The 4,118-nt window shown below is 53.0% G+C and carries 5 protein-coding genes; 4 read left to right on the top strand and 1 reads right to left on the bottom strand.

The window, feature by feature from the left end:
- Both HOLDEFILI_RS11555 and HOLDEFILI_RS11550 read left to right on the top strand, forming a co-directional pair.
- Nucleotides 1-319, top strand: a 319-nt coding sequence (locus HOLDEFILI_RS11555) for an amidohydrolase family protein (protein WP_006059892.1), incomplete at its 5' end; no start/stop codon positions are given.
- A complete protein-coding gene (locus HOLDEFILI_RS11550) occupies nt 316-1,470 on the top strand; it encodes an amidohydrolase family protein (RefSeq protein ID WP_006059891.1) in 1,155 nt (384 codons plus the stop codon). The genes HOLDEFILI_RS11555 and HOLDEFILI_RS11550, both read left to right, overlap by 4 nt.
- 167 nt (nt 1,471-1,637) lie before the next feature.
- Here HOLDEFILI_RS11550 and HOLDEFILI_RS11545 read toward each other — a convergent pair whose 3' ends face one another.
- Nucleotides 1,638-2,279, bottom strand: a complete 642-nt coding sequence (locus HOLDEFILI_RS11545; RefSeq protein WP_006059890.1) for a flavin reductase family protein — start codon at nt 2,277-2,279, stop codon at nt 1,638-1,640.
- A 373-nt stretch (nt 2,280-2,652) separates the two neighbouring features.
- Between HOLDEFILI_RS11545 and HOLDEFILI_RS11540 the strand changes: the two genes are divergently transcribed.
- Complete coding sequence (locus HOLDEFILI_RS11540) at nt 2,653-3,420, top strand: ABC transporter ATP-binding protein (protein WP_006059889.1); 768 nt, start codon at nt 2,653-2,655, stop codon at nt 3,418-3,420.
- A partial coding sequence (locus HOLDEFILI_RS11535; protein WP_006059888.1) for an FtsX-like permease family protein occupies nt 3,410-4,118 on the top strand: 709 nt, incomplete at its 3' end. The genes HOLDEFILI_RS11540 and HOLDEFILI_RS11535, both read left to right, overlap by 11 nt.

Raw genomic sequence — 4,118 nt, 5'->3', positions numbered from 1 at the left:
ATTATATGCGTTACATAAGAAGGGACTGCCGGTCGCGATGGCGACAATCGGCAACAATCCTAACGGGAAGGAAGGCCTGATCTGGACGGCGGCGCGGATGATGCGCGCCTGCGGGGACAGCGAAGCCGTGTTAAGCATGTTGACAAGTCAGGCGGCGAAGCTGCTGGGCTGCGCGGATCAGATCGGATCGATTGAAGCCGGTAAGGACGCGGACTTTGTCGTCTGGAGCGCCAATCCGATCGAAACCTATGAAGGCCGGGTTGAAAAGGTCTTCATGCTGGGCAAGGTCGTCTATGTTCAGGGAGGTTATCAACAATGAAGCTGATTAAAAACGGAACCGTCATGACGATGGGGCCGCAGGGGACGCTGCAGGCTGACATTCTGATTGAGAACGGGAAGATCGTTGATATTGCGGAAAAGATTACGGCGGAAGGTGCTGAAATCATCGACGCTTCCGGGCTGCTCGTCTTGCCGGGGCTGGTCGACGCGCACAGCCACATCGGCGGCTTTGACACGAAAACCGGCGCGCAGGATCTCAACGAAAGCGTCAATCCGGTTACGGCGCAGCTGAACGCCTACGACGGCGTGGATCCGTTATCGCCGCAGTTTGCCTCAGCGTTGGAAACCGGCATCACCGCCAGCGGGATCGTGCCGGGCAGCGCCAATGTGATCTGCGGTCTGGGCTGCGTGATCAAATCCGCCGGGTCCAGTCTGGCAGAGCGCTGCGTGAGACAGCCGTTCGCGCTGAAGGCCGCGGTCGGCGGCAATCCGAAGGGCGTTTACGGCAAACGCAATCAAAGTCCGATGACGCGCATGGCGATCGCGGAAACGATCCGCGAATACTTCCATCAGGTTCAGGACTACCGCCAGAAGAAGCAGGAAGCCAAGGCAGATCCGGCCAAAATGCCGAAATTCGATCAGGGGCTGGAAAACGGCGAGCTGGTGCTCGATAAAAAGATCCCGTTAAAAATCCATGTCTATCAGCACGATATTCTGACGTGCATCGAACTGGCGAAGGAATTCGATATCCGGATCACGATCGATCATGCTCTGGGGTCCAGTGATTTCCTCGACGAAATCGAAGCGGAAAAAGACCGGCTGGCGATTATCTACGGCCCGATCGGCGCGCAGAAGGGGCCGAATGAACTGCATTTAGTTGATACCGGCTGCTTAAAGGATCTGGATGAGCGCGGCGTTTTATGCGCGATCATGACCGACGGTCCGGCCCGCAATCCATGGATGATTCTGGCTCAGGCAGGGGAAGCTGTGCGCTTCGGCTGTCCGGCGGAACGCGTGCTGCGGATGATTACGATCAATGCGGCGACGATCCTGGGCTGCGAAGACCGGATTGGTTCGCTGGAAGTCGGCAAGGATGCCGATCTTGTTCTGTTTGATCAGAATCCGGTCGTTTCCACCGCGGCGAAAGCGCTGCTGACGATGGTGGACGGCGAGGTCGTTTACCGGCGGTAAACGAAGCTTCCCTGTCTTCAGCTTTGCCAAAAAGCAAGGCTTGTCCCTTTTGAAAAGAAGCAGACCCTGCGGATTAGATCAAGATCTCAGAAAAAACTGGTTGTTCGAAGCGGATCCTGAAGCTTTGGACAGCCAGTTTCTTTTGTTGTGAAGATCAAGTTTGTTCGCTAATCCCGCTTTTCAATCGTCAGCGACGCGATGACAGAAGGATTCGGCGCACCGGTTTTTAAATTCTGTGCGCCCGGCATTAACATCATATACCCGTCTTTTCCGCACCGTCTTTCCGGGGACTGATCGGCGTCGATCCAGACATGCTGCACCTGACCGACAACCATGGCGGTGATGCCGGCGCCGCTGAGATCCTCCATGGATTTCAGCGTGCATTCCAACGTGACGAAGCTTTCCTGGATGATCGGCGCGGAAATCGTGCGGGCGTTTTCCAATGTGAAGCCACCGGCGGAAAACTCATCGGCGTCCAGTTCGTTTTGGCGGATTGTTTCGATCAGCGCGTCGTAATAACGCACCGGCAGAAAATTGACCGCAAAAACACCGGTCCGCTTGATGTTGGCATAGGTGTGCGTGTGCTGGTAAAGATTGCCAAGTACGGCGAAGAAGGCCGTCTTGTCCCCGTGGAAGCAGCTCCAGCTGTGAAAACAAATGTTCGGCTTGCCATTCTCTTTCCATGTCGTGACGGCAAATAAAACCTGCGGGATGGCGGCTGCGAGCTCCAGATGGGAAAACAGCTCAAATTCTTCCGGATAAGCGGGTTGGAAATGAGCCGGGCGGTCTGATCCGATTTCAATTTTCATGCGATCTCCTTTCGGCAGACCCTGAATCTGCCTGCGGAGGCCCGAAAGTTAAGTCCAAGCGGGAATCTCCTTGTCATCATTATACACCCTGCTTTGATTTCAGCTTACTTCCGAGTTTAGGGATGCCTAATTCCGAATGAGTGCATTATATATAAAAAGGAAGAATTCCGAATCTTACAATTCTGTTAGCGAGCTGTAAGTCCCTTCTAAGGTACAATAAGCGTGACAAGCTTATAATAAAATCGTAATCAAGGAGGAATCACAAATGAAAACATTCAATAAGATTCTGATTGTATGCCAGGTTTTATTTCAGGTCATTGTATTAGGCCAGGACGGCCTTGGCGATATTCATTAATAAAGGAAGGGAAAACTTATGGAAACGATATTACGGGTAAAACAAATTGAAAAGATTTACGGCAATAAAGGAAGCATTACCCGGGCGATCGAGGATATCAGCTTCGAGGTGAAGAAAGGGGAGTTCGTCGGGATCATGGGACCCTCCGGTTCCGGCAAGACGACGCTGCTCAACTGCATCTCGACAATCGACACCGTGACCAGCGGTCATATTTTAATCGGCAAGGACGACATCACCAAGATGAAAAGCAGCCAGCTGTCCAAGTTTCGCCGGGAACAGCTCGGCTTTATCTTCCAGGATTTCAATCTGCTGGATACGCTGACGGCGTATGAAAACATCGCGCTGCCGTTGACGATTCAGCGGGTCAATCCGAAAAAGATCGAAGCCCGGATCAAGAAACTGTCGGTTCAGCTGGGAATTGAGGAAGTTCTGAAAAAATATCCGTATCAGATGTCCGGCGGTCAGCAGCAGCGCGTCGCCTGCGCCCGCGCGATGATCTGCCATCCGTCGCTGATTCTGGCCGACGAGCCGACCGGAGCGTTGGATTCCAAAGCATCAAGAATGCTGCTGAACAGCTTTGAGGTGCTTAACAAGTCACTGGAAGCCACGATCCTGATGGTCACTCACGACGCCTTTACCGCCAGCTTCGCCCATCGCATTCTGTTCATCAAGGACGGCCGCATATTCAATGAGTTAGTCCGCGGCGACGACGACCGCAAGACATTCTTCAACCGTATCATCGAGGTCGTCAGTTTGTTGGGAGGGGACACCAACAATGTACTTTAAAATCGCGCTAGGCAATGTCCGCCGCAGCATCCGGGATTACGGCGTTTACTTCCTGACCCTGACCTTCGGCGTCTGCCTGTTCTATGTCTTTAATTCAATTCAATCTCAGTCCGTCATGCTGGCGCTGAGTCAGTCGCAGGCGAAAATGCTGGTGCTGTTAAACAATCTGATGCAGATCTTCTCAGTGTTTGTCTGTATCGTCCTGGGCTTTCTGATCGTTTACGCCAATAACTTTCTGATCCGGCGGCGTAAAAAAGAACTTGGTCTGTATCTGGTGATGGGCATGAACAAGGGCACGGTGGCCCGGATCCTGATGATCGAAACCGTAATGATCGGTTTATTGGCCTTTGCGGTCGGTCTGGGCTTGGGGATTCTGGTCTCCCAGGCGCTGACGGTGGTCACCGCCAATCTGTTCATGGTTCAGCTCAAAGCCTTTGAGTTCATCGTTTCCGTTAAGGCGATTCTGTTGTCGGCGCTGTTCTTCGGCGGGATGTATCTGATCGTGCTGATTTTCAACAGCGTGGTTGTCAGCCGGTATAAGCTGATCGATCTGCTTCAGGGCGACCGGCATAACGAAACGCTGAAGCTGCGTTCTATCGGTTTGTCCGTCGTGCTGTTCATCGCCAGTCTGATCATTCTGGGCTGCGCTTACGCGCTGATCCTGGACAACGGCTTTGCGATGTTCACGCTGGAATTCA

Origin of the sequence: Holdemania filiformis DSM 12042 (genome assembly GCF_000157995.1) — a bacterium.
Taxonomy (GTDB): domain Bacteria; phylum Bacillota_I; class Bacilli_A; order Erysipelotrichales; family Erysipelotrichaceae; genus Holdemania; species Holdemania filiformis.
This window is presented reverse-complemented; position numbering and strand designations above follow the sequence as displayed.

Excerpts from the sequence above, each read along its gene's own strand:
- HOLDEFILI_RS11545 (WP_006059890.1), bottom strand. The coding sequence starts at position 2,279 with ATGAAAATTGAAATCGGATCAGACCGCCCGGCTCATTTCCAACCCGCT.
- HOLDEFILI_RS11550 (WP_006059891.1), top strand. The coding sequence starts at position 316 with ATGAAGCTGATTAAAAACGGAACCGTCATGACGATGGGGCCGCAGGGG.
- HOLDEFILI_RS11540 (WP_006059889.1), top strand. The coding sequence starts at position 2,653 with ATGGAAACGATATTACGGGTAAAACAAATTGAAAAGATTTACGGCAAT.